We start from the raw sequence: 21,808 nt of genomic DNA on the forward strand, positions 1-21,808 counted from the left end.
CCCGCGTCTGCCGACAACACCTCGTCTTCGACGGCCCTGCGTCGCGTCGAGAAACGCCTCGACGCCGGACGCATCGCCGCGCCGCTCGCCCGCCGTGCACCTGCCCTGGTGCTGCCGTTCGACGCGCGCAGCAAGAGTCGTCTTCGCGCAACGCTCGCCACCGGTGAAGACGTCGCCCTGTTCCTGCCGCGCGGCACCGTGCTGCGCGGTGGCGACGTGTTGGTTGCCGACGACGGCGGCCTCATTCGCGTGGAAGCCGCGCCGGAGACGGTGCTGCTCGTGACGGCCGCCGCGCCGCTCGCGCTCACGCGCGCAGCGTATCACCTCGGCAACCGTCATACGCCGGTCGAAGTGGGCGACGGCTATCTCAAGCTCGAATACGATCCGGTGCTGCGCGACATGCTGCTGCGGCTCGACGTCGACGTTGCCGAAGCGTTGATGCCGTTCGAACCCGAAGCGGGCGCCTACGGTGGCGGCCATAAACACGGCCACGACGCGACCTATGAGGAGGACTTCGCCCTGGCGCAGCGGGTGTTCCACGAACACCACGGGCATTCGCACGATCACGAACATGGTCACGACCACGAGGGCGGCAACGGACATGTTCACGGTCCGGACTGCGGCCACGATCATTCGCACTCTCACGGCCACGTTCACGGTCCCGGCTGCGGTCACGATCATTCACACGATGCCTTGCACGATCGCGCGCACGGTCCCGGCTGCACGCATGCGCATTCGCATGACGACGGTCACGGCCACGTGCATGTGCACGGCCCCGAATGCGGACACGCCCCGTCGACCGATGCGGGCAGCGCGTCCCTCCCAACGAGTGCGAACGATGACGGCAAGTCTGGCCAGTCCTCTCACTGAGCCGGTCGCAGCGGCGTCGCTCCAGTCGCTCGCGGCGCTGCTGCATCTCGCCTCGCCGGCACTGCCGATCGGCGCCTTCAGCTATTCGCAGGGCCTCGAGGCGGCGGTCGAACACGGCATCATTCACGATGCCCCCAGCGCCGAGCACTGGATCGCGAGTCAGCTCGACGGCGTCTTCACCACCGGCGAAATGGCCCTGCTTGCCCGACAGTGGCGTTACTGGCAGGCGGGCGATGTCGCAGCGCTCAGGCATGCGAACGACTGGTTGCTTGCCAGCCGCGAAGCCGCCGAGCTACGCGCCGAAACCGAACAGATGGGCTGGTCGCTCACGCAACTCGCCCTGTCGCTCGAATGGGGCGACGCTAGCCAGCGCGAGCATCTCGCGGCCATCAAGCCGATTGCATTACCGACGGCGTTCGCCTTCGCGGCGCTGACGCACGGCGCACCGCTGGCGGACACGCTCGTCGCCTACGCATTCAGCTGGCTGGAGAATCAGGTGGCCGGTGCGCTCAAGGCGGTTCCGCTCGGACAGCTTGCCGCGCAACGGGTGATCGTCGCGCTACGCCCTCGCGTGGTCGAGGCCGCGCATCGGGCAGCATCGCTTCCCGATGCGCGGATCAACACGTTTTCCCCGGCGCTCGCCATTCTGGCGTCGCGTCACGAGACACAGTACTCACGGCTGTTCCGTTCGTAGGACACTGGACGTCGCGTCTTCCGTTTTTTGCTGTTTCGTCATTTCGCCATTTCGCTATTTCACCGCCACCCACGACATTCGCCATGACGACATCTGCCAACGCCCGTCGTACCAAGAAGAATCCGCCGCTGCGTGTCGGCATCGGAGGCCCGGTCGGCTCCGGCAAGACCACCCTGACCGAGATGCTCTGCAAAGCCATGCGCGAGCGCTACGATCTCGTCGTCATCACCAACGACATCTACACGAAGGAAGACCAGCGGCTTCTGACGGTCGCCGGTGCGCTGGAGCCTGAGCGCATTCTCGGCGTCGAGACCGGCGGCTGCCCGCACACGGCCATTCGCGAAGACGCTTCGATCAACCTCGAAGCCGTCGAACGGATGCTGGAGCGCTTCCCCGACGCCGACGTCGTCTTCATCGAATCCGGTGGCGACAACCTCGCCGCGACGTTCAGCCCGGAACTCTCGGACCTGACGATCTACGTGATCGATGTGGCCGGCGGCGAGAAGATTCCGCGCAAGGGCGGACCCGGCATTACCAAGTCGGACCTCCTGGTGATCAACAAAACGGACCTGGCGCCGTACGTCGGGGCGTCGCTCGACATCATGCGTTCGGACACGCAGAAGATGCGCGGCATGCGTCCGTTCGTGATGGGAAATATGAAGGAAGGCAAGGGCCTTCAGGAAATCATCAGCTTTATCGAGGCTCGAGGCATGCTGGCTTGAGGAGATGCGTGGGGCGAGGCGTTGCAGCGATGCCCGCTTCCCCCTACCGCTGCGCGACCGAGAAGCCGTGCTCGCGCAGCAGTTGGAGCACCCCGTGCGGGCCACCCAGATGCAACGTGCCGACGGCGACGAAAACCGGCTTGCCCGGGTCCGCCAGGAACAGCATGCGCGCCAGAAAACGCCGGTTGCGCGAGTAGAGAATGCGCTCGTCGATGGCGTCGGCCAGCGCCACGTTGCGACGCACTTGTGCGGCCTTGGTCTGCGACCAGTCGAATACCAGTTCCGCGTCGCCCGCGCGCCACAGGCGGTGCAACTCCTGCACCTGTGCCGTCGCCGTTTTGGGCGTCAGCACCAGTTCCTGTGCGAGCAGTTCATTTTGCTGGGCCGCTGTCAGCCCGGTAAACGCATCCATCTGCTCGGCGAGCGACTCAAGGCCCACAATGCGGCCGCGATAGATGTTCTCCAACTGGTTTTCGGTGCCGTACTCCGTTTGCAGATCGGCACCCATCGAATCGAGTGTCTCGACGAGCAGCGCCGCCAGCCACGGCCGCATATGGCGAATCTCGGAGAGCATCGCCGGGTTGCCCTTGAGACGGTCGCGCAACTGGCGCCATAGCGGCGCCGGGATCAGCCTCGGCAGACAGGCGCGCGCACACATGCCGTATTTCTGCACGTCGTCCTGAGACATCGTCAGATCGTCAGGCGACAGCTCGAACGCCACCACCTTCGACACGCGCAACGCATCGACCACCACTTTGCGAAACGGATAGTCGTCGGGCTTGCCGACGTGCAGGGTGCCCATCACGTAGATGGTCATGTCGCCCTTGCGGGCTTCGTAGAACGGGAGATTGGCGCCCGGCGGCGGCTCGCCGGGCTCCGGTACCACCAGCGGGAAGGTTCGCGGCACCATCGCGCGCGGCGTCGCGCTCGACGCCGCGTCCAGCGTGACGGCAAGCGTCATCAGCAAGCAACCCAGCAGCCAGCCGGTCAATGCAACGCCCCGGCGCACATGCGTCGCGCGTGGTGGTCCACCCAATCTCGTCATCCCTCAATGTCTTCAACCCGATGGCACGCCACCAGACGTCCTTCGAGTTCGCGCAATTGCGGCACTTCCTCACGGCAACGGTCGATGGCATACGGACAGCGCGGTGCAAACGCACACCCGGGCGGCGGACGCAGCGGCGACGGCAGTTCGCCAAACAGCGCAATCTTCACGCGCCGCTCGGACGCCTTGATCGCCGGTGTCGCCGACATCAACGCCTTGGTGTACGGATGCAGCGGCTTGCCGAACACGGCGGCCTTGGGACCGTGTTCGACCGCGCGGCCGAGATACATCACCATGACGTCGTCGGCCACATGCTCAACTACCGCGAGATTATGCGACACGAATACGTAACTCGTCGCGTATCGGTCCTGCAAATCCATGAAAAGATTCAGGATCTGTGCCTGAATTGAGACATCCAGGGCCGAAACGGGCTCGTCGGCCACCACGATGGCCGGCGACAGGATCATCGCCCGGGCAATCGCCACGCGCTGGCGCTGACCGCCCGAGAACATGTGCGGATAACGGGCCACATGCTCGGGACGCAGGCCGACGGTGCGCATCATCGCGGCGACCTTCTCGCCCCGCTCGGCGCGGCTGAGCGACGTATTGATGGCCAGCGGCTCATCGAGCGCCTGCCCTACCGTCTTGCGCGGGTTGAGCGACGCATACGGGTTCTGAAACACCATCTGGATACGCGTGCGCAGCGGCGCCAGTTCGCCCGCCGACGCCGACGTCGTCTCGACCGCGTCGACAAAAAGCCTGCCGGACGTGGGGGTTTCGATCAACGTCAGCACCCGCGCCAGCGTCGATTTGCCGCACCCCGACTCGCCGACGACGGCCAGCGTGCGGCCGGCCTTGAGCTCGAACGACACGCCATTGAGCGCCTTGACACTCGCCTGCCCCCGCATGAAACCGCGGTTCACCGTGTAGAAGCGCGCCAGATCCTGCGCGGCCAGCACCACGCGGCCATCCGGTGCGCCGGCCTGCGGGGCTTCCGGAGGCGTCGCGAAAACCGTTTCACTCATAGCGCCCCTCCCATCGTCTGTCCACCCGCCACCGCATGCGGCAGCGGTTTGAAGCATCGCACCAGCGGCGACCCCACGGCGCTCGGCCCAACATAGGGCGTCAGCGCGGGCCGCACCTCGCGACAGTGATCGTCGGCGTAGGGACAGCGCGGCGAGAGCAGACAACCCGCCGGACGGTCGTCGCGCCCCGGCACCACCCCCGGCAGCGTATGCAGACGGCGCACACCGCGGTTGTGCTCGGGAATCGCGCTGAGCAGCGCTTCCGTATAGGGATGGTGCGGCGCGTCGAACAATGCCGGCACCTGCTGGACTTCGATCACCTGCCCTGCATACATCACGGCCACCCGGTGCGCGACTTCGGCCACGACCGCGAGATCGTGCGAAATCAGCACGAGCGACATGCCGTAATCCTTCTGCAATTGCAGCAACAGCGCCATGATCTGCGCCTGAATGGTGACGTCGAGCGCGGTCGTCGGTTCGTCGGCAATCAGCAGCTTGGGGCGACACGCAATCGCCATCGCGATCATGACCCGCTGGTTCATCCCGCCGGAGAGCTGATGCGGATAGGCGCCGAGCCGGTTCGCGGCGTCGGGAATCTCGACTTGCGCCAGCAGCTCGACGATACGGTCTCGCAGCGCCCGTCCGCGCAGTCCCATGTGACGGCGCAGCACCTCACCGATCTGATAGCCGATGGTGTAGCTCGGGTTCAGGCTGGTGAGCGCGTCCTGAAAGATCATCGATACGTCGCGCCCGACGATATTGCGACGCGCGCGATTCGACGCGTGCAACAGGTCTTTGCCGTCAAAGGACACCTGGTCGGCGGTGACACGGCCGGGTGCGTCGATCAGGCCCATGAGCGCGAGCATCGTCACGCTCTTGCCCGAACCGGATTCGCCGACCACGCCGAGAATCTCGCCCTGGCCGACGTCGAGGTCGATGGCGTCGACCGCGCGTGCGCCGTCGAAGTCGACCGATAGATTTCGAATGGAGAGCAGACTCATGCGATTCGTTTCAGTTTGGGGTCGAGTGCATCGCGCAGGCCGTCGCCGACCAGGTTGATGGCAAGGACCGAGATGACGATCGCAAGTCCCGGCAGCGTCACGATCCACCAGGCACTTTCCATATAGTCGCGCGCAGACGCGAGCATCGAGCCCCACTCGGCGAGCGGCGGTTGCACGCCGAGGCCGAGAAAGCCGAGCGCTGCCGCATCGAGAATGGCCACCGAAAAACTCAGCGTGGCCTGCACGATGAGCGGCGCCGCGCAGTTCGGCAGCACCGTTGAGAACATCAGCCGCAACGTGCCCGCCCCGGCCATGCGCGAGGCGACAACATACTCGCGCTGCAACTCGCCGATCGCTGCCGCACGCGTCAGACGCACGTACGCCGGCAACGTCACAATCGCGATGGCGATGGTCGTGTTGGCGAGCCCCGGGCCGATAACCGCCACCACGGCCACGGCCAGCAGCAGCGACGGCAGCGCCATCATCACGTCCATCAGACGCATGATCGGCGTGTCGAGCCAGCGCTGGAAGAACGCGGCCAGCAGCCCGAGCAGAATCCCGGGAATCAGCGATAGCACCACCGACGACAGGCCAATCCAGAACGACAGACGCGCGCCGTAAATCAGACGCGAAAGCATGTCGCGCCCGGCCTCGTCGGTGCCAAGCAGGAACCTCGCATTGCCGTCTTCGAACCAGGCGGGCGGAATCTTCACGAAGTCGCGATATTGCTCGATGGGGCTGTGCGGTGCGATCAGCGGCGCGAGAATCGCGGCCGCGAACATCAGCAACAGGATGATGGCCGCGGCGGTCGCGCCACGGTTAGCGGTGAAGCTGCGCAGAAACTCCCGGATCAGACGCCCTCGGGGCGTGGCCGTCACAGCGGCGGGAGGCGGCAGCGTAGCAGGCGTGTCACTCATCGTTGACCTCCCTCAGTGCCGAATGCGCGGGTTGACGACGCCATAGAGCACGTCGACCAGCAGGTTAACCAGAATCACGCCCGTCGCGATGAGCAGAATGCCACCCTGCACCACCGGGTAGTCGCGTCGCAAAATGGCGTCGATCAGCCACTTGCCGATGCCGGGCCAGGAGAAAACGTTCTCCGTGAGCACCGCACCGGCGAGCAGCGTGCCGACTTGCAGCCCGATCACCGTGATGACGGGAATCAGCGCGTTGCGCAGCGCATGCACGACAATCACGCGCCACGGCGACAGCCCCTTCGCGCGCGCGGTGCGAATGTAGTCCTCGCGCAGCACTTCGAGCATGGCCGAGCGCGTCATGCGCGCAATCACCGCGAGCGGCACCGTGCCGAGCACGATGGTCGGCAGAATCAGGTGACTGAGCGCCGACCCGAAGGCCCCTTCCTCGCCCGAGAGCAGCGTGTCGATGAGCATGAAGCCGGTCACGCTCGGCACGTCGTACTCCACGCCGATGCGCCCGGACACGGGTGTCCATTGCAGATCGACGGAGAACAGCATGATGAGCAGCAGACCCCACCAGAAAATCGGCATGGAGTAGCCGGTAAGCGCCGCCCCCATCGTGGTGTGATCGAGCATCTTCCCGCGGCGCAGCGAGGCGGCCACCCCGGCCGGCAAGCCGACAACGAGCGCGAAGATCATGGCGCACAGGGCCAGTTCCAGCGTGGCGGGAAAGCGCGCGAAGAACTCGTGAAGCACACCCTCGTTGGTGACGATGGAGCGGCCGAGGTCACCCTGCGCCGCGTGCTTCAGATAGACGAAATACTGCGTGGTGAGCGGCTGATCGAGTCCCAGTCGCTTCATCGCTTCGGCGTGCATGACGGGATCGAGATTTCGCTCGCCTACCAGCACTTCGATCGGATCGCCGGGAATGAGGTGAATGAGCGCGAACGCGAGGATGGTGATACCGATGAACGTCGGGATCACCATGCCTAGTCGTCTCAGGACGAATCTCAGCATAGGAATGTTCCGTGGGGGCTTCGCACGCCGCGCGTCCCCGGCGCAGGAACGAGTGGCGCTTTGCCGCGTTAATCAATCGTGGACAAACGTCTGTCCCGGTGCCGCAAACACCCCCGGGCGCGGCGGCCGGGTCTGTCTGCTTGATACCAACTTGCGCTTCACTTGCCACCAACCGGCTTTCCGTCGCCCGTGCCGGCCCGGTCTTGTGAACCGGGTCGGCACGCCCGACACGTTGCGAGACTGACCTGGTTTTACGTCAGTCGAGTGAAACGCCGGCGAAGCTGTTACGGCTGAACGGGCTGAGCTTGAAGCCCTTCACGTTCGTCGCCATGGGTTTGTACTGCGTGGAGTGCGCAATGGGCGAGAACGGCAGTTGCTGCGCGAAGATGTCCTGCGCCTGTGTGTACAACTTCGTACGCGTTGCCACGTCCGTCGTCTGACGCGCCTGCTTGATGAGGTCGTCGAACGGCTTGTAGCACCACTTCGAGAAGTTGTTGCCGTTCATCGAATCGCAGCCGAGCAGCACGCCGAGCCAGTTGTCCGGATCGCCGTTGTCGCCGGTCCAGCCGATGAGCATCGCGTCGTGCTCGCCCGCCTTGGCGCGCTTGATGTACTCACCCCATTCGTACGTGACGATGTTGGCCTTCACGCCGATCTTCGCCCAGTCGGCCTGAATCATCTCGGCCATCAGCTTGCCGTTCGGGTTGTACGGACGTTGCACCGGCATGGCCCACAGCGTGATCTCGATCCCCTTTACGCCCGCCTTGTCGAGCAGCGCGCGCGCCTTCTCGGGATCGTAGCTGGCCGACTTGATGTTCTTGTCGTAGGACCATTGCGTCGGCGGCATCGGCGCGCCGTTCGACAACTGCCCGGCCGAGCCGTACACGGACTGAAGAATTGCCTTCTTGTTGATCGCCATGTCGAGCGCCTGACGCACTTCCACGCGATCGAGCGGCTTCTTCTGCACGTTGTACGCCACGTAGCCGAGGTTGAAGCCGACCTGATCCGGCATCTTCAGCTTCGACCCCTTGCCTTGCGCTTCGATATCGGCCTTAAGCGCATCCACGTCCGCCGGTCGCGGATAGGTCGCGACCTGGCACTCGTTGCGCTTGAGCTTCTGGATACGCACATTGGCGTCGGTCGTGATCGCGAAGACCAGCTTGCCGACCTTCGGCGGCAGATTCGTATTCCAGTACTCCTTGTTACCGTCCATACGCAGCGTGGCGTCCTTCGTGTAGCTGCGGAAGATGAACGGACCGGTGCCGACCGGCTTGAGCGCAATGTCGCGGGGGTTGTTCGCCGCGAGCAGCTTGTCCGCGTACTCCTTCGAGAGGATCGACGCGAACGACATGGCCAGGTTCTGGATGAACGGCGCGTCGACCTTCTTCAGTACGAAGCGCACGGTGTACGGATCGACGATTTCGATACGGTCGATGTCCGCCTGCAGGCCCATGTCCACGTAGTACGGGAATTCCGCCGGATACGCCTTGCGGAATGGCATCTCGCGATCGCCCATGCGCTCGAACGTGAACTTCACGTCTTCGGCGTTGAAGTCGCGCGTGGGCTTGAAGTAATCGGTCGTGTGGAACTTCACACCCTTGCGCAGGTGGAAGGTGTAGATCTTGTTGTCCGGCGAGATATCCCACTTCTCGGCCAGCGACGGCATGACGCCGGTCTCGCCCGGTACGAAGGCAATGAGGCGGTTGTAGATGGCGTCGGCAGGATCGAAATCGGTGCCCGTGGTGAGTTGCCCCGGATCGAAGCCGGCAGGGCTGCCCTCGGAGCAGTACACGAGGGTCTTGTTCGGGAGTTCGACGGCTGACGCGGGCGGGATCACGGCCGCACCGGCTAGCAAGGTCGCAGCCAAAAGCAAACGCAGGGTGTGGGTCTGTTTCATAGGCTCCTCGGGATTTGAGATGACGCCCGGCGGTGGTTCGCCGCCGAGCCCACGAGGGATATTACTGAAGCTTCACCCATGGAACAACACGCCAAATCCCTAGAGAACCGCCTATTTGTGGTGTTTTTGGTTGGGAAAACACTTAATTATGATCAGGATTGACTTCCTAACCGCCGATCCTTTGGCAAGCGATTGCGCGACGCCTTACAGTCCGAGGCGCTGCCACATCGCTTTGGTCGCCGAAGCGGCGTTGAGCGTGTAGAAGTGCAAACCCGGTGCGCCTCCGGCGAGCAGTCGCTCGCACAGCGCCGACACCACGTCGAGGCCGAAAGCACGAATCGATTCGCGGTCGTCGCCAAACCCTTCGAGACGCTTGGCAATCCAGCGCGGCACTTCGGCGCCGCACATTTCCGAGAACCGCATCATCTGCGAGTAATTCGTGATCGGCATGATGCCCGGCACGATCGGCACCGCCACGCCCAGACGCGAAGCGTCGTCGACAAAACGGAAGTAAGCGTCCGCGTTGAAGAAGTATTGGGTGATGGCCGAGTCGGCGCCCGCCTTCACCTTGTTGGCAAAGTGCTCGAGATCCAGACGCGGCGACTTTGCCTGCGGATGGTATTCGGGGTAAGCCGCGACTTCGATGTGGAACCAGTCGCCCGTCTGCGCGCGAATGAACTCGACGAGCTCCGACGCGTAGCGAAACTCGCCGATCTCGCCCATGCCCGACGGCAGATCGCCGCGCAGCGCCACGATGTGACGAATGCCGTTATCGCGGTACGTCTTGAGAATGTCGCGAATGCTCTCTTTGGTTGAGCCGACGCACGACAGGTGCGGTGCCGCATCCACGCCTTCGCGCTGGATTTCGATGACCGTATCGAGCGTACCCTGCTGCGTCGAACCACCGGCGCCGAACGTCACCGAGACGAACTTCGGGCCGAGCGGGAACAGTTGCTGTCGCGTCGCGCGCAGCTTCTCCGCGCCTTCGGCGGTCTTGGGCGGGAAGAATTCGAAACTGAAAGAAGGTTGCGTCATGATCGTCTGGTTATCGAGAGAGCCGCTCATGCCGCACGCCTGGCGTGCACGAAGAACTCCCGGTTGCCGTCACCCCCGGCGATGGGACTGTCGAGCCATGCGGCGAGCGTCAGTCCGAGCGCTTCGCAGGCGGTGCGGATCTTTGTCTCTACTTGCGCGTATTGCGCGGAATCTTTCACGAGGCCACCGCGTCCGATGTGCTCGCGTCCCACCTCGAACTGCGGCTTGACCAGCATCAGCAGATCGCCGCTCACGCTCAGCAGCGGGACCAGCGCAGGCAGCACCAGCGTCAGCGAAATGAACGACACGTCGCCCACGATCAGATCGAAGCCCGGCTCGGGGACTGCACTGAGTGCACTGAGTGCGGCAGCTTCCGTCAGACGCGCGTCCAGCATCTCTCGCGACAGATGCCGCGCGTTGATGCCTTCGAGCGACACGAGCCGCGACTCGCCGGTCAGACGTTGATGCAACTGCCCGTGACCGACGTCCACCCCGACCACCTGCGCTACCCCGGCCTGCAACAGGCAGTCCGAGAAGCCACCGGTCGAGAGGCCGACGTCGAGCGCCACACGGCCCATCACGTCGAGTCCCGTCTGCGCCAGCGCACCGGCCAGCTTCAGGCCGCCGCGCGACACATAGCGGTCTTCGCCCGGCAAACCATCGGCCGCCGCACGCACTTCGAGGTCTTCGTCGCTGGCCACCGGCTGGCTGGCCTTCTTGAGCGCCGTTTCGGTGCCCGCGTAATACACGCGTCCGGCATCGATAAGACGTTGAGCGACGGTGCGCGATGCGGCCAGTCCTCGCGAAACGAGCGCCTGATCGGCACGAAGAGCTTGCGACATGACTACAGGTTTCCTGCGAAGAACCGTCGACGATCCGGCGTCGACACTTACACGTTGGTGGCGCGATCGCCGCCGAACACCAGCGCCGACAGAATCCACGAGATCAGGCTATACAGCAGCGAACCGAAGAGCGCCGCCCAGAAGCCCGAGACTTCAAATCCCTTGACGACATGCGAAGCCAGCCAGAACAGCAGTGCGTTGATGACGAAGATGAACAGCCCCAGCGTCACTACCGTGACCGGCAGCGTGAGCACAACGAGCAGCGGACGCAGGAACGCGTTGATCAGGCCAAGCACGACCGCAACGATCAGCGCCGTGCCGATGCCCCTGAGCTGAACGCCCGACACGATGTACGGCAAAACGAGAAGCGCGATGGCATTGATGAGCCAAATCAGCAGCAGACGCATGGCGAGCTCCGAAGAACAGGCCGGTGCAGGATTGACGGTCCGGCACCGGCGGTGACAAAAAGCGAACGCGGCGACACTGGGCGACATTGGAGAACACGCAGCGCCACCGAGTTATTGCGTCGCGCTTTACCGGCACATCGCACCCCTCCGTGCTCCGTACCGGCTTAGCGCGGCGGTCCATCAATAACGGTAGTGCGCCGGCTTGAACGGACCGTTCTTGTCGACGCTGATGTACTTCGCCTGCGCGTCGGAGAGCACGGTCAGCTCGGCGCCGATACGGCCCAGGTGCAGACGCGCGACCTTCTCGTCCAGATGCTTCGGCAGCACGTACACGCTGTTCTTGTACTTGGCGCCGTGCACGAACAGTTCGATCTGTGCGAGCGTCTGGTTGGTGAACGAGTTGCTCATCACGAACGACGGGTGGCCCGTGGCGCAGCCCAGGTTCACGAGGCGGCCTTCCGCCAGCAAGATGATGCGCTTGCCGTCCGGGAAGATGATGTGATCGACCTGCGGCTTGATGTTTTCCCACTCGTACTGACGGGTCGACGCCACGTTGATTTCCGAGTCGAAGTGACCGATGTTGCACACGATAGCCTGATGCTTCATGGCGGCCATGTGGTCGTGATCGATCACGTGGAAGTTGCCCGTGGCGGTCACGAAGATGTCGGCCTTGTCGGCAGCGTATTCCATCGTCACCACACGGTAGCCTTCCATCGCGGCTTGCAACGCGCAGATCGGATCGATTTCCGTGACCCACACCGTGGCGCCCAGACCCCGCAGGCTTTGCGCGCAGCCCTTGCCCACGTCACCGTAACCGGCCACGAGCGCGATCTTGCCCGCGATCATGACGTCGGTGGCGCGCTTGATACCGTCGACCAGCGATTCACGGCAGCCGTACAGGTTGTCGAACTTCGACTTGGTGACCGAGTCGTTCACGTTGATGGCCGGGAACGGCAGCACGCCGTCTTTTTCCATCTGATACAGGCGGTGCACGCCCGTGGTGGTTTCTTCGGTCACGCCCTTGATCTGCGACAGGCGCTTGCTGTACCACTGCGGATCGACTTTGATGTGATCCTTGATGGCGGCGTACAGCGCGTCTTCTTCCTCGTTGGTCGGGTTGGCCACGACCGACAGATCCTTCTCGGCCTTGCTGCCCAGGATCAGCAGCAGGGTGGCGTCGCCGCCGTCGTCGAGAATCATGTTGGCGAACTCGCCGTTCGGCCATTCGAAGATGCGGTGGCTGTATTCCCAGTATTCCTTGAGCGATTCGCCCTTGTAGGCGAACACCGGCACGCCAGCGGCGGCGATCGCGGCGGCGGCGTGGTCTTGCGTCGAGAAGATGTTGCACGAGGCCCAGCGCACTTCGGCGCCCAGCGCGGTCAGCGTCTCGATGAGCACGCCCGTCTGGATGGTCATGTGGAGCGAGCCGGCGATACGGGCGCCCTTGAGCGGCTGGCTCGCCTTGAATTCGGCGCGCGTGGCCATCAGGCCCGGCATTTCACTCTCGGCGATGGTCAGCTCTTTACGGCCCCAACCAGCGAGATTGATATCGGCAACGAGGAAATCTTTTGAGTCGACTACGGCGTTCATCACGCCTCCTTTCTCTAAATAAAGACTAGATAGTGGGACGTGAGCGCCGTTCTTGAGGCTCACACGCCATGCGATCCGGGGAAAACCGGCGGCCGGCGCGGCCAATAGGAAGGATCTTGAGCCTGGCAGCACTTCGGCTGTCGCAACGCTCCTCAAGACCACGGCATTGTAGCAAAACTGATACGCGCCGTAGCAGCAGGGGCGACGCGCGAAGGGTTATTTTTTCGTCACACGGGAAGGTGCGCGATCAACGGCGCGGCGAGCACCATGAGCACCCCGTTGATCATCATGACAAGGCTGGCGACCACACCTTCTTCGCCGCCGATCTGGCGCGCCTTGGCCGTACCGAAGCCATGCGCGCCCGCGCCGAACGGTGCGCCACGCGCCATGCGCGTGCGCAACGGCAGCCACGAGAGCAGCGCCTCGCCAAGGAGCATGCCGATCAGTCCGGTAATGATGACGAATAGCCCCACGAGGTCGCGCGAGCCACCGACCTTGTCGGAGACGACCAGCGCGAACGGCGTCGAAATCGAGCGCGCGAGCAGACTGCGCGCCATCTCCGGCGGCAACTCGAAGAGCCGGGCGAGCACGTACGAACTGCTCACCGCCACCACCATCGCCACCACCACACCGAACGTCAGCGCAAAGGCGTGACGGCGAATGATGTCGCGATGCTCGTAGATCGGCACCGCGAAGGCAATCGTCGTCGGGCCGAGCAGCCACACGAGCCAGCGCGAATCGGAAATGTACGTCGTATAGGAGATATCGCCGCCGATCATCACGCCGATGACCAGGATCGGCGCGAGAATCGCCGGGCCGAGCCACACCTTGCCGAAGCGCGCATAAAGACGCTTCGACACGTAATAGAAAAAGACGGTAAGAACGAGCAGCAGGAGCGCCGTATGATTCATGACAAGGCCCCGCGAGCGGTGAGCGCAATGAGAGCGGCGTCAACCCCCGTCATGAGGATGACGCCAGTAGCCATAGTGACGATGGCGTCGCGACGCATCAGCGGGCATCGTGCGCATGCGCACGGCGGGCCGGAATGCGGGCGAACGCGAGCTTCAGACGGCGTTCGGCACGGCAAGCGAAGTCGACCGCCAGCGCCGTCGAGACCATCACGAGCACCGTGCCCACGCCGATCACGGCGAGCAATTGCAGGCCTTCCTGACGCAGCACGTCGGTGTATTGCATGACCGCAGCGACCAGCGGCACGAAGAAGAGAATCATCTCGGCCAGAAACCAGTCGGCGCCGCGCTTGATCTTCTCCGTCTTCAGCACGCCGCTCATGAGCAGCGCCACGACAACGAGCAGGCCCAGCACACCGCCCGGCAGGGGCAGATGGAAATGACGCGATGCAGCATCCGCTGCCAGATAGATCCCCGTCAGGAGCGCAATCTGCCAGAGCACGTCGAGAACGCGCTTGCTGCGGCTGTACAGACGGCTGGCGATCATCTTGGTCATGGCAGACTCCCTAGGGGTTTTCATCAATATGAAGACGAGTATAGGAAGCGGCGCAACATAAATATAATGAATTAGTCGTATCAAAACGATTCCAAATTGGAATAATTTAAGTATTAACCCTAATAGTGCATGAGGAAGCCTTACGGGACGGGGCTTTCCGCCTGATCGCACCATTCGGGTGCAAACGAGAGAACCAAAATGGAACTGCGCGCGTTGCGAGGATTTGTGGAAGTTGTGCGACAGCAGAGCTTCACGGCGGCGGCCGAAGCGCTGTTCGTGACCCAGCCGACGGTGAGCAAGATGGTCAAGGCGCTGGAGGACGAACTGGGCACCCCGCTCATGTTGCGCGAAGAACGCGGCATGGGCCGGCGGCTTCAGTTGACCGATGCGGGACGCGTCGTCTTCGAACGCGGTCAGGATGTGCTCGCCGCCTACGCCCGGTTGCAGCAGGAGCTGGCCGATCTGGAGACAGTTTCTCGCGGCGAATTGTCGATCGGCATTCCGCCGCTAGGCGGCGACCTGTTCATCCCGGTGATCGGCGCGTTCCATCAGCACTATCCGGATATCGAGATGAAGCTCTTCGAGACCGGCTCGCGCGCCATCGAGCAGGCGCTGCTGGCCGGGGAAATCGAGTTGGGCGCGGTACTGCTGCCGGTCGATCCCACGGTACTCGACGTGCTGCAGGTGTGCCATTACCAGTTGCGTCTGATTGCACCGCGCGAATCGCGCTGGGAGGGGCGCGCCTCCGTCGGCCTCGGCGAACTGCGCGACGAACCCTTCGTCTTCTACGGCGAAGGGTTTGCGTTATCGGAGTTCGTGATCGCCGCCTGCCGGCGCGCGGGCTTCACGCCCAAGATTGCGGGACGCTCCAGCCAGTGGGACTTCATTGCGTCGATGGTGGACAACGGCGTAGGGATTGCGTTGCTCCCCGAGCCGTTCTGCGCGCGCCTGGACCCGAAGCGCTTCGTGATGACGGACGTGCGCGATCCGGAGATCCCGTGGGATCTGGCGATGGCCTGGCGGCGGGACTCGTACCTCTCGCACGCCGCGCGGCGCTGGCTCGCGCTCGCTCGCGACATCCTCGGCCCCGGCGGCGACGGTGAAGCAAAGGCCGCCATTGCGGGCGGTGCACGGCGGACATGACCGCGAACGTCACGTCGAACGTGACGCCGCCGAGCACGCATCGCTCGCTCAACGCACGCTCACGATCCGCCGCGATGCGACGATTGCGGTATCCTTGCCGCTGACAAATTTCCCCATGCCGCCCGTGTTCGAACGGTGCGGCACATCGACACACTCATGCGCATCATTACCGCGAATCTGAACGGCGTGCGATCGGCCGCCAAGAAGGGCTTTTTCGAGTGGTTCGGCAATCAGGACGCCGACATCCTCTGCGTGCAGGAGATCAAGGCGCAATTGCCCGACATGACGCCGGACTTTCTCAAGCCGCACGACTATCAGGGCTATTTCCACTATGCCGAGAAGAAGGGCTACAGCGGCGCGGGCGTCTACGTGCGCCGCGAGCCCGACGACATCGTCATCGGCTGGGGCAATCCGGAGTTCGACGCCGAGGGGCGTTACGTCGAAGTGCGCTACGGCAACCTGTCGGTGATCTCGGTGTACATCCCGTCGGGATCGAGCGGCGAAGAGCGTCAGGCCGCCAAGTTCCGTTTCATGGCGGACTTCATGCCGCATCTGCTGGCGCTCAAGGCAGCGGGACGCGAAGTGGTGCTGTGCGGCGACGTGAACATCGCGCACAAGGAAATCGACATCAAGAACTGGAAGGGCAACCTGAAGAATTCGGGTTTCCTGCCGGAAGAGCGCGCGTGGCTCTCGCAGTTGTTCGACGAGCACGGCTATGTCGACGTCTTCCGCACGCTCGACCCGCGCGCGGAGCAGTACACGTGGTGGAGCAATCGCGGACAAGCGTATGCCAAGAACGTGGGCTGGCGCATCGACTACCAGATCGCCACGCAGGCCATCGCCAGCAAGGCGAAAACCACGTCGGTGTTCCGCGACATCAAGTTCAGCGATCACGCCCCGCTGACCGTGGACTACGACCACGCGCTGTAAGCGCGGCTGACTTCGCCCCGTGCGTCGCAGGCACCCCGTTGCCGTCGTCGTCGTCCGCGCCCCAGGGCGCGACCTTCGGTAGCAGCAGCATGCCGGGCACGGCCAGTGCCGTGCAGATGAGGAAGAACGTCAGCCAGCCCACACCGTCCACGATGTAGCCGGTGCCCGCGTTCGCGAACGTGCGCGGCACCGACGCCAGACTCGTGAACAATGCGAACTGCGTCGCCGTATAGCGCGGGTCCGTCGTGCGCGCGATGTAGGCGGTAAACGCCGCCGTGCCCAAGCCCGCCGTGAACGCTTCGAACGCAATCACCGCGCCCAGCCCCGTGATTACCGGTCCGGCTTCCGCCAACCACGCGAAGCCCAGCACCGACACCAGTTGCAGCACGCCGAACACCCACAGCCCACGGTTGATACCGAGCTTGATCAGCCAGATCCCGCCGATGATGCCGCCCGCCACGCTCGCCCACAGGCTCGTCGCCTTGGCCACCACGCCGATCTGCGTCTTCGTGAAACCGAGATCGAGATAGAACGATGTGGCCAGCGACGTCGCCATCGAATCGCCCAGCTTGTATAGAAAGATGAACGCGAGCACCAGCAACGCCTGCGACCATCCCCCTCGCGTTACGAACTCGTGAAACGGCTCGACCACCGCCTCGCGCAATGTCTTCGGCGGGGTGCCGCGTATCTCCGGCTCCTTGACGACGAGCGTCATCACGATGCCGGGCAGCATAAACGCCGCCGTCGCGAAAAACACCTGCGACCACGGCAGATGATCGGCCATGATCAGCGCGAGCGACCCCGGCACGAGACCCGCCACCTTGTAGGCGTTCACATGCATCGCCGTACCAAGCCCCTGCTCGCGATCGGACAGCAGCTCGCGTCGATAGGCGTCAAGACAGATATCGAGACTCGCGCTGAAGAACGCCAGCGCCGCCGCCAGCGCGGCAATCGTCATCAGATCGCGCTGCGGTGAATACGTCCCCATGATCGCCACCGCGCCGGCCACGAGCAATTGCGTGACGAACATCCAGCCGCGACGCCGTCCCGGCTTCCAGCCGAACACGTTGGGCGCGAAGCGATCCATGAGCGGCGCCCACAGGAACTTCCATGTGTAGGGAAACTGGATCAGTGCGAACAGCCCGATCGACTTGAGATCCACGTGCTCGCTGCGCAACCATGCCTGCACGAGATTGAGCAGGATGAAAAGCGGCAAGCCGGAGGTGAAACCGAGAATCACGCAGATGAGCATCCGCGTGGGGTGGAAGACGCGCCCGTCGTCGGGCCGCAGCGAATCTGTCATGGAAAGGACAATTGGGGCCAGCCGCCCGTGCTGCACGGCACCCGGCCCCCGGCGTCTTCTTCCGTCGGGGCCCAGCGCCGCACTGCCCCGCGAGCTGCCGTCGGTTCAGGAACGCTTGACGCGATAGACCGCAAGACTACCACGCCAGTTCGCCCCCACCGACACGAGTTGCCCGTTGTGCAATACGGCGCGATCCAGAATCTTCACACCGACGTCCGGCGCCAGCGCCTCGAAGTCCTTGATCGTCAACACACGCACGTTGGGCGTGTTGTGCCACTGGAATGGCAGACTCTTCGACACCGGCATGCGTCCCTGCAACACCGACAGCCGATGCGGCCAGTAGCCGAAGTTCGGGAACGAGACAATCGCTTCGCGGCCGACCCGCACCGTCTCGCGCAAAATATCCGCCGTGCGGTGGATAGTCTGCAACGTTTGGGAAAGAATGACGGTATCGAAACTCTGGTCTTCGAACAGCTTCAGCCCGTCTTCCATGTTCTGCTGAATGACGTTGATGCCACGCTGCGCGGACGCGAGCACGCCGGCGTCGTCGATCTCGACGCCATAGCCGCTCACGTCAAGTTCGTCGGTCAGCAGGCGCAGCAACGAGCCGTCGCTGCACCCGAGGTCGAGCACCTGCGACGACGGCTCGATCCAGCGGGCAATGACACGAAAGTCGGGACGATCCGCGAGCGACGCCGAAATGCGATTACGCGATGCGGCCAGTTGTGCGGCCTGCGAACTGCCGGCCGGTACCGTGGACTGACTCATACCCCGACCTCCTGGGCGATACGTTCGTAATAGGCGCGCACCAGATTGTGATAGCGCGCATCGGTGAGCAGGAAGGCGTCGTGACCGTGCGGCGCATCGATCTCGGCGTAGCTCACCGTACGGCGCGTGTCGAGCAGCGCCTTGACGATCTCGCGCGAGCGCGTCGGTGCAAAACGCCAATCGGTCGTGAACGACACGATCAGATACTTCGCCGACGTGTGCGACAGCGCCTTCGCCAGATCGCCGCCGACCGTGCGGGCCGGATCGAAGTAATCGAGCGCGCGCGTAATCAGCAAATAGGTGTTGGCGTCGAAATACTCGGCGAACTTGTCGCCCTGATAGCGCAGGTACGACTCCACTTCGAACTCCACGTCGAAGCTGAAGCGGTAGCTGTCGTCACCATTGCCGTTACCTTTCGCATTGGCGCTGGTCTTCACCCCGTCGACCAGCGCTTCGGCGCGCCGCAGGGCACGGCCGAACTTGGTCGCCATGTCCTCGTCGGACAGATAGGTGATGTGACCGATCATGCGCGCCACGCGCAGCCCCCGGCGCGGCACCACGCCGTGCGCGTAATAGTCGCCGCCGTGAAAATCCGGATCGGAAAGGATGGCCGAGCGCGCGACTTCGTTGAACGCGATGTTCTGTGCGGAGAGCTTCGGCGTGGACGCGATCACCAGACAGTGCCCCACCCGCTCGGGATACATGATGCTCCACGCGAGCGCCTGCATGCCGCCGAGACTACCGCCCATGACCGCCGCGAACTTGTGAATGCCGAAGACGTCGGCCACGCGCGCCTGCGCGTTGACCCAGTCTTCAACGGTCACGACAGGGAAGCGCGCGCCATACGGCGTGCCGGTGGCCTCGTCGAGACTCATCGGGCCGGTCGAGCCGAAGCACGAGCCGAGGTTGTTCACCCCGATGACGAAGAAGCGATTGGTGTCGAGCGGTTTGCCCGGGCCGACCATGTTGTCCCACCAGCCGACGTCCTTGGGATTGTCGGCGGCGATACCTGCCACGTGATGCGACGCGTTGAGCGCGTGACAAACCAGCACCGCATTGCTGCGATCAGCGTTGAGCTCGCCGTAAGTCTCGACCATCAGGTCGTAGCCCGCGAGGGTGCTGCCGTTTTGCAATGCCAGCGGCTCAGCGAAATGCATCCGCTGCGGCGTGACGATTCCGATTGAAGATTCCATAAATCCCTGTCCGAAACATGTCGGGGCCAGTGTCGCTGTCAATCGTGATCGACGGACGGCGTCCTGAAGCGTTCTGTGCGGGAAAAGGGGTCGACGGAAAAACGGCGGGGTGCGCGAACGACCTCTTTAGCCGCATTTTTAGTGAATGCCCACTGCCAGGGGAAACCCCGGCCGTGTCATTCGCGCGCCCGCAAGCGAGTCACCAAATCGGCGCGCCAATTATCGCAACGAAGCCGGGCGGAAACGGCGCCAGCCTCATCGCGAGTTGCAAAAGTATAACGTAATCTACGTCGCGGGCGCAGACCACCCGCCTGACGCAGTTAGCGCAGCAATGCCGCGACTTGCGGCTCTGCGCCTTCGGCCGGCGAGCGCTTGAAGCCGCTCTTGGCGAAGCGATGCCAGCGGCCCAGCACGTAGGACACGAGCAGGTTGGCACGCGAGTTGGCGTCGAACGTCTCGGGCAGCGTGCCCTGAGCCACCGCCAGACGCAGCACCTGGCGCAGCGACGCCTCGATGCGGTCGAGCAACTGGTTCATACGCTCTTGCAGACGCTCGTGTTCGCCGACCAGCGCTTCACCGGTCAGCACGCGTGTCATGCCCGGGTTCTTCTCCGCGAAACCGAGCAGCATCAGCACGATCGCGCGCGCTTGCGTCACGCCGTCCTGATCCTGAGCGGAGATCTGGTTGATCAGACCGAAAATGGTCTGTTCGATGAACTCGATGAGGCCTTCGAACATCTGGGCCTTGCTCGCGAAGTGGCGATAGAGCGCCGCTTCGGAGACATCGAGACGCGCGGCGAGCGCGGCCGTGGTGATCTTCTCGCCTTTGGGGGTCTCAAGCATGGCTGCGAGGGTTTGCAACACCTGTACACGGCGCTCGCCCGGCTTGGGGCGAGTGGTCTTCACCGGCGCGGGCGCGGCCTCCAGCGCATCGGCGGTGCCATAGCCGGCGCCGCTCGAAGAGTTTTCCTGCTGCATCGTCTGGTCGTTATCGGTTGGGATTTGATTGTCGGACGGCCTTTACGCGTTTCGCGCCTTCCCCGATCGCCAGGCACGCCCGTAACTCGCGCAGAGATTGTACTTTGATATCCACGTAGTGTGGGCGGCCACTTCGCGGCATTACCTTGCCAAAGCTGTTTCTCGCCGGCAGATGCCCCGTGATCCAGACCGTCTTGATGCCGAAATGCCGGAGGTGTTTCAGGTGCGAGCGCGTGTCCTCGACCAGCCACGTGCGCTCGGGCGCCAGACCCTCGCGCACGAGCAGGCGTCGCAGCATGGTCGCGTCGGGTTTGGCCCGCCAGGCACGCCGGTCCGCCATGTCCTCGATACTCACGCAACGCTCGAAATGACGCCGAATGCCCAGCGCCTCGACAATCGGCATGGCGTAATGCGCCGGCGCGTTCGTCAGCAGAATCTTGCGTCCCGGCAATCCGGCCATGAGCCGGGCGACGCCCCGCTCGGCGCGCAGCACCTCGGCCAGCGGCGGCAACTCGTGCACCCGGGCGAGGAATTCGTGCGGATCGATGGCGTGATGCCGGATCAGACCGAGCAGTACCGCACCGTACCGCTCCGTATAGGCGAAGCGCAGCCGGTTGGCCTCGTCATGCGGCAGTCCGAGCTTCTCGACGATATAGGCGGTCATCGCACGATTGATGCGCGGAAAGATCGCGTGAGACGCGCGATGCAGCGTGTTGTCCAGATCGAACAGCCAAACCGGACCGCGCGTGCCGTGCTCGCTGCGGGCGCGATACGCCCGGCGTCGCCGGCTCAAAACATGAGAAGAAGACACGGAGATAGCGGAATTTTGCGAGGAGATACCGTGGATACGGGGAAATGACCGAAGCCGCCGGCCAGATGCCCTTTGGGCAGAGAACGCGGCGCAGCCTCAGCAAGGCAAGATGCTATCGCGCGGTGCCCGCTTTGACAAATCGGTTCGGCGAGGCTTC

Annotated in this window: 21 protein-coding genes, 1 pseudogene and 1 riboswitch; of the genes and pseudogenes, 5 read left to right on the forward strand and 17 right to left on the reverse strand. The window is 63.8% G+C overall.

Annotated features, from left to right (window positions below):
* Positions 1 to 36 precede the first annotated feature (36 nt).
* The 3 genes and pseudogenes from ureE to ureG form a co-directional block, all read left to right on the forward strand.
* Positions 37 to 687 (forward strand): annotated as a pseudogene (ureE, locus tag ACIPHM_RS16610) (urease accessory protein UreE); the annotation flags it as partial.
* Between the two features lie 151 nt (positions 688 to 838).
* Complete coding sequence (locus ACIPHM_RS16615) at positions 839 to 1,564, forward strand: urease accessory protein UreF (RefSeq protein ID WP_400330250.1); 726 nt, start codon at positions 839 to 841, stop codon at positions 1,562 to 1,564.
* 83 nt (positions 1,565 to 1,647) lie between these two features.
* Positions 1,648 to 2,286, forward strand: a complete 639-nt coding sequence (gene ureG / locus ACIPHM_RS16620) for an urease accessory protein UreG (RefSeq protein ID WP_150689638.1) — start codon at positions 1,648 to 1,650, stop codon at positions 2,284 to 2,286.
* A 43-nt stretch (positions 2,287 to 2,329) separates the two neighbouring features.
* Here the strand turns inward: ureG and ACIPHM_RS16625 are convergent, their stop codons facing one another.
* The 12 genes from ACIPHM_RS16625 to ACIPHM_RS16680 form a co-directional block, all read right to left on the reverse strand.
* Positions 2,330 to 3,331 carry a TraB/GumN family protein gene (locus ACIPHM_RS16625; protein ID WP_400330253.1) on the reverse strand — a complete coding sequence of 334 codons (1,002 nt, stop codon included), beginning with the start codon at positions 3,329 to 3,331 and terminating at the stop codon, positions 2,330 to 2,332.
* Positions 3,328 to 4,356, reverse strand: coding sequence for a peptide ABC transporter ATP-binding protein (locus ACIPHM_RS16630; RefSeq protein ID WP_400330255.1), 1,029 nt, complete (start codon positions 4,354 to 4,356; stop codon positions 3,328 to 3,330). The genes ACIPHM_RS16625 and ACIPHM_RS16630 overlap by 4 nt, the downstream gene beginning before the upstream one ends.
* On the reverse strand, positions 4,353 to 5,357 hold the full coding sequence (locus tag ACIPHM_RS16635) for an ABC transporter ATP-binding protein (RefSeq protein WP_400330258.1): 1,005 nt from the start codon (positions 5,355 to 5,357) through the stop codon (positions 4,353 to 4,355). The genes ACIPHM_RS16630 and ACIPHM_RS16635 overlap by 4 nt, the downstream gene beginning before the upstream one ends.
* Positions 5,354 to 6,274, reverse strand: a complete 921-nt coding sequence (locus ACIPHM_RS16640) for an ABC transporter permease subunit (RefSeq protein ID WP_400330261.1) — start codon at positions 6,272 to 6,274, stop codon at positions 5,354 to 5,356. The genes ACIPHM_RS16635 and ACIPHM_RS16640 overlap by 4 nt, the downstream gene beginning before the upstream one ends.
* 12 nt (positions 6,275 to 6,286) lie before the next feature.
* Positions 6,287 to 7,291: an ABC transporter permease subunit gene (locus ACIPHM_RS16645; RefSeq protein WP_400330264.1), complete on the reverse strand. Its 1,005-nt coding sequence runs from the start codon at positions 7,289 to 7,291 to the stop codon at positions 6,287 to 6,289.
* Between the two features lie 256 nt (positions 7,292 to 7,547).
* Positions 7,548 to 9,188, reverse strand: coding sequence for an ABC transporter substrate-binding protein (locus ACIPHM_RS16650; RefSeq protein ID WP_400330266.1), 1,641 nt, complete (start codon positions 9,186 to 9,188; stop codon positions 7,548 to 7,550).
* A gap of 204 nt (positions 9,189 to 9,392) precedes the next feature.
* Positions 9,393 to 10,223, reverse strand: a complete 831-nt coding sequence (metF, locus tag ACIPHM_RS16655) for a methylenetetrahydrofolate reductase [NAD(P)H] (RefSeq protein ID WP_400330852.1) — start codon at positions 10,221 to 10,223, stop codon at positions 9,393 to 9,395.
* Positions 10,224 to 10,249: 26 nt separating this feature from the next.
* Entirely contained in the window at positions 10,250 to 11,065 is an 816-nt protein-coding gene (locus ACIPHM_RS16660) for a TlyA family RNA methyltransferase (protein WP_400330269.1), read from the reverse strand.
* 47 nt (positions 11,066 to 11,112) lie between these two features.
* The gene (locus tag ACIPHM_RS16665) at positions 11,113 to 11,472 is read right to left on the reverse strand and encodes a phage holin family protein (protein ID WP_400330271.1); all 360 of its coding nucleotides are present in this window, start codon (positions 11,470 to 11,472) and stop codon (positions 11,113 to 11,115) included.
* Positions 11,473 to 11,652: 180 nt separating this feature from the next.
* The gene (gene ahcY, locus ACIPHM_RS16670; RefSeq protein ID WP_400330274.1) at positions 11,653 to 13,062 is read right to left on the reverse strand and encodes an adenosylhomocysteinase; all 1,410 of its coding nucleotides are present in this window, start codon (positions 13,060 to 13,062) and stop codon (positions 11,653 to 11,655) included.
* Positions 13,063 to 13,096: 34 nt separating this feature from the next.
* Positions 13,097 to 13,222: riboswitch (S-adenosyl-L-homocysteine riboswitch) on the reverse strand.
* 67 nt (positions 13,223 to 13,289) lie between these two features.
* Complete coding sequence (locus ACIPHM_RS16675; RefSeq protein ID WP_400330276.1) at positions 13,290 to 13,973, reverse strand: LrgB family protein; 684 nt, start codon at positions 13,971 to 13,973, stop codon at positions 13,290 to 13,292.
* Between the two features lie 97 nt (positions 13,974 to 14,070).
* A complete protein-coding gene (locus ACIPHM_RS16680) occupies positions 14,071 to 14,526 on the reverse strand; it encodes a CidA/LrgA family protein (protein WP_400330279.1) in 456 nt (151 codons plus the stop codon).
* A gap of 198 nt (positions 14,527 to 14,724) precedes the next feature.
* Here ACIPHM_RS16680 and ACIPHM_RS16685 point away from each other — a divergent pair, with 198 nt between their 5' ends.
* Together ACIPHM_RS16685 and ACIPHM_RS16690 are read left to right on the forward strand one after the other, a co-directional pair.
* Positions 14,725 to 15,669: a LysR substrate-binding domain-containing protein gene (locus ACIPHM_RS16685; protein WP_400330282.1), complete on the forward strand. Its 945-nt coding sequence runs from the start codon at positions 14,725 to 14,727 to the stop codon at positions 15,667 to 15,669.
* Between the two features lie 156 nt (positions 15,670 to 15,825).
* Positions 15,826 to 16,599, forward strand: a complete 774-nt coding sequence (locus ACIPHM_RS16690; RefSeq protein WP_400330285.1) for an exodeoxyribonuclease III — start codon at positions 15,826 to 15,828, stop codon at positions 16,597 to 16,599.
* Here ACIPHM_RS16690 and ACIPHM_RS16695 read toward each other — a convergent pair.
* The 5 genes from ACIPHM_RS16695 to ACIPHM_RS16715 form a co-directional block, all read right to left on the reverse strand.
* Positions 16,553 to 17,902, reverse strand: a complete 1,350-nt coding sequence (locus ACIPHM_RS16695) for an AmpG family muropeptide MFS transporter (protein WP_400330287.1) — start codon at positions 17,900 to 17,902, stop codon at positions 16,553 to 16,555. The two genes, ACIPHM_RS16690 and ACIPHM_RS16695, sit on opposite strands and share 47 nt — an antisense overlap.
* Before the next feature lie 105 nt (positions 17,903 to 18,007).
* A complete protein-coding gene (metW, locus tag ACIPHM_RS16700; protein WP_400330289.1) occupies positions 18,008 to 18,670 on the reverse strand; it encodes a methionine biosynthesis protein MetW in 663 nt (220 codons plus the stop codon).
* Positions 18,667 to 19,863: a homoserine O-acetyltransferase gene (locus ACIPHM_RS16705; protein ID WP_400330292.1), complete on the reverse strand. Its 1,197-nt coding sequence runs from the start codon at positions 19,861 to 19,863 to the stop codon at positions 18,667 to 18,669. The genes metW and ACIPHM_RS16705 overlap by 4 nt, the downstream gene beginning before the upstream one ends.
* A gap of 320 nt (positions 19,864 to 20,183) precedes the next feature.
* Positions 20,184 to 20,840 carry a nucleoid occlusion factor SlmA gene (gene slmA / locus ACIPHM_RS16710; RefSeq protein ID WP_400330295.1) on the reverse strand — a complete coding sequence of 219 codons (657 nt, stop codon included), beginning with the start codon at positions 20,838 to 20,840 and terminating at the stop codon, positions 20,184 to 20,186.
* 10 nt (positions 20,841 to 20,850) lie between these two features.
* Entirely contained in the window at positions 20,851 to 21,651 is an 801-nt protein-coding gene (locus ACIPHM_RS16715) for an HAD-IA family hydrolase (RefSeq protein ID WP_400330297.1), read from the reverse strand.
* Positions 21,652 to 21,808: the final 157 nt, after the last annotated feature.

The organism is Pandoraea sp. NPDC087047 (assembly GCF_044745225.1).
Classification (GTDB): Bacteria; Pseudomonadota; Gammaproteobacteria; order Burkholderiales; family Burkholderiaceae; genus Pandoraea.

Bases quoted from the DNA above. Each gene is read 5' to 3' on its own strand.
- ACIPHM_RS16690 (WP_400330285.1), top strand. From the start codon at position 15,826: ATGCGCATCATTACCGCGAATCTGAACGGCGTGCGATCGGCCGCCAAG.
- ACIPHM_RS16615 (WP_400330250.1), top strand. From the start codon at position 839: ATGACGGCAAGTCTGGCCAGTCCTCTCACTGAGCCGGTCGCAGCGGCG.
- slmA (WP_400330295.1), bottom strand. From the start codon at position 20,840: ATGCAGCAGGAAAACTCTTCGAGCGGCGCCGGCTATGGCACCGCCGAT.
- ACIPHM_RS16640 (WP_400330261.1), bottom strand. From the start codon at position 6,274: ATGAGTGACACGCCTGCTACGCTGCCGCCTCCCGCCGCTGTGACGGCC.
- metW (WP_400330289.1), bottom strand. From the start codon at position 18,670: ATGAGTCAGTCCACGGTACCGGCCGGCAGTTCGCAGGCCGCACAACTG.
- ACIPHM_RS16685 (WP_400330282.1), top strand. From the start codon at position 14,725: ATGGAACTGCGCGCGTTGCGAGGATTTGTGGAAGTTGTGCGACAGCAG.
- ACIPHM_RS16695 (WP_400330287.1), bottom strand. From the start codon at position 17,902: ATGACAGATTCGCTGCGGCCCGACGACGGGCGCGTCTTCCACCCCACG.
- ACIPHM_RS16630 (WP_400330255.1), bottom strand. From the start codon at position 4,356: ATGAGTGAAACGGTTTTCGCGACGCCTCCGGAAGCCCCGCAGGCCGGC.
- ACIPHM_RS16645 (WP_400330264.1), bottom strand. From the start codon at position 7,291: ATGCTGAGATTCGTCCTGAGACGACTAGGCATGGTGATCCCGACGTTC.
- ACIPHM_RS16660 (WP_400330269.1), bottom strand. From the start codon at position 11,065: ATGTCGCAAGCTCTTCGTGCCGATCAGGCGCTCGTTTCGCGAGGACTG.
- ACIPHM_RS16650 (WP_400330266.1), bottom strand. From the start codon at position 9,188: ATGAAACAGACCCACACCCTGCGTTTGCTTTTGGCTGCGACCTTGCTA.
- ahcY (WP_400330274.1), bottom strand. From the start codon at position 13,062: ATGAACGCCGTAGTCGACTCAAAAGATTTCCTCGTTGCCGATATCAAT.
- ACIPHM_RS16635 (WP_400330258.1), bottom strand. From the start codon at position 5,357: ATGAGTCTGCTCTCCATTCGAAATCTATCGGTCGACTTCGACGGCGCA.
- ACIPHM_RS16625 (WP_400330253.1), bottom strand. From the start codon at position 3,331: ATGACGAGATTGGGTGGACCACCACGCGCGACGCATGTGCGCCGGGGC.
- ACIPHM_RS16665 (WP_400330271.1), bottom strand. From the start codon at position 11,472: ATGCGTCTGCTGCTGATTTGGCTCATCAATGCCATCGCGCTTCTCGTT.
- ACIPHM_RS16705 (WP_400330292.1), bottom strand. From the start codon at position 19,863: ATGGAATCTTCAATCGGAATCGTCACGCCGCAGCGGATGCATTTCGCT.
- ureG (WP_150689638.1), top strand. From the start codon at position 1,648: ATGACGACATCTGCCAACGCCCGTCGTACCAAGAAGAATCCGCCGCTG.
- ACIPHM_RS16675 (WP_400330276.1), bottom strand. From the start codon at position 13,973: ATGAATCATACGGCGCTCCTGCTGCTCGTTCTTACCGTCTTTTTCTAT.
- metF (WP_400330852.1), bottom strand. From the start codon at position 10,223: ATGACGCAACCTTCTTTCAGTTTCGAATTCTTCCCGCCCAAGACCGCC.
- ACIPHM_RS16680 (WP_400330279.1), bottom strand. From the start codon at position 14,526: ATGACCAAGATGATCGCCAGCCGTCTGTACAGCCGCAGCAAGCGCGTT.